This window comes from Kibdelosporangium persicum (genome assembly GCF_013280595.1).
Classification (GTDB): Bacteria; Actinomycetota; Actinomycetes; order Mycobacteriales; family Pseudonocardiaceae; genus Kibdelosporangium; species Kibdelosporangium persicum.
In genome coordinates, this window is the sequence record NZ_JAAATY010000083.1 from 1 (window position 1) to 1999 (window position 1999).

The 1999-nt window shown below is 64.4% G+C and carries 1 protein-coding gene; it reads left to right on the forward strand.

The window, feature by feature from the left end; translation table 11 throughout:
* Positions 1 to 50 precede the first annotated feature (50 nt).
* On the forward strand, positions 51 to 1999 hold a 1949-nt coding region (locus tag GC106_RS46940; protein ID WP_312873463.1), incomplete at its 3' end, for a polyketide synthase dehydratase domain-containing protein.

The window sequence follows — 1999 nt, forward strand, 5'->3', positions numbered from 1 at the left end:
TTGTGGCTGGGCATTCGATTGGTGAGATTGCGGCGGCTCATGTGGTGGGTGTGTTGTCGCTTGCGGATGCTGCTCGGTTGGTGGAGGCGCGTGGTCGGTTGATGCAGGCGTTGCCGTCGGGTGGTGCGATGGTGGCTGTTGAGGCGAGTGAGGACGAGGTCAGGGAGCACCTGTCGGATGAGGTCTCCTTGGCCGCGGTCAACGGCCCGGCTGCGGTGGTGGTGTCCGGTGTAGAGGGCCCCACTTTGGCGGTGGGTGAGCACTTCAAGGCGCAGGGTCGTCGGGTCAGGCGGTTGTCGGTGTCGCATGCGTTCCATTCGGTGTTGATGGAGCCGATGCTGGACGAGTTCCGTGCTGTCGTGCAGGGCTTGACCTTCAACGAGCCCAAGGTTCCTGTGGTGTCCACAGTGGCAGGTGTGCGACGGGATCTGACCGACCCGGAGTACTGGGTCCAGCATGTGCGTGAGACGGTCCGGTTCGCTGACGCTGTTTCGCGGCTCGACGCGGCGGGTGTCACGTGTTTCCTGGAGATCGGGCCAGACGGTGTGCTGTCCGCGATGGGAGCCAACACCGCCGACGGTGTGTTCTCGTCGTTCCTGCGTAGGGACCGTGACGAAGTCACGACCGCGATGACCGCCTTGAGCACCGCGCACGCGAACGGTGTCGCCGTCGATTGGAAGGCACTGTTCGCAGGGTCCGGTGCTCGGGTGATCGACTTGCCCACGTACGCGTTCCAGCGTGAGCGGTTCTGGCTGGAGAGTGGTGCGGCGGTTGGTGATGTTGCTGGTTTGGGTTTGTCTGCGGCTGAGCATCCGTTGCTGGGTGCTGTGGTGCCGACGGCCGGTGGCGATGGATTGATTTGTTATGGCAGGTTGTCTCGTTCGGCACAGCCGTGGTTGGCCGATCACACCGTGCTCGGTTCGGTGTTGGTGCCGGGTACGGCGTTGTTGGAGATGGTGGTACGTGCGGGTGATGAGGTGGGTTGCCCGCGTGTGGTCGAGTTGAATCTGGTGGCGCCGGTGGTGGTGCCGGAGCAGGGTGGTCTTGCGGTTCAGGTTGTGGTTGGTGGTGCTGGTGGTGACGGTGTTCGTGAGGTCGCGGTTTATTCTCGGGAGCAGGGTGCTTCTGGTGAAACGCCGTGGACTGAACACGCCACTGGTGTGCTTGCGCCTGAGGATGTGCGTCCCGTCGCGGTAGCCGGTGTGTGGCCGCCTGATGGCGCGGAACCGGTGGATGTCGCTGGCTTTTATGACGATCTGTCTGGCATGGGGCTGGGTTATGGCCCGGTGTTCCAGTGCCTGAAGGCCGCCTGGCGGCAGGGGGACGAGGTTTTCGCTGAGCTTGCTCTGCCTCCGGCGGCGCATGATGAGGCGGCCGGTTTCGGTTTGCATCCGGCGCTGCTGGATTCGGCTCTGCACGCGATCGGCCTGCTGCCGTCCGGCGGAGGTTCTGGAACCCGGTTGCCGTTCTCGTGGCAGGACTTCTCGTTGCACGCCACGGGCGCGACGGCCGTGCGTGTCCGGGTCAGGTCCACTGGTGCCGACTCGGTCAGCCTCGAGTTGACCGACTCGGAAGGCGTTCTGGTGGCTTCGGTCGGCGGGCTGGTGCTTCGCGAGGTTTCGGCGGGGCAGTCGGTTTCGGCGCCTGCGGTGATGGATTCGTTGTTCCGGGTGGGTTGGGTTCCGGCGGCCTCGCAGGGTGAGGTGGGTGCTTGGGCGTTCCACGATGAGGTGGGCGACGAGGTGCCGCCGGTGGTTGTGCTTCCGGTGCGGACGTCCACTGAGGACGTTCGGCAAGCGGTTCACGAGCTCTTGGTGGAAACACTCGCCACAGTGCAGGCTTGGTTGGCCGATGAGTCGGACAGCAGGCTTGTTGTGTTGACGTGTGGTGCGGTGAAGGTGGTCGGGGCTGATGTGGTGGATCCGGTTGCCGCGTCGGTGTGGGGTTTGTTGCGGAGTGCTGAGGCGGAGAACCCGGGTCGTCTGGTTTTGGTGGATGC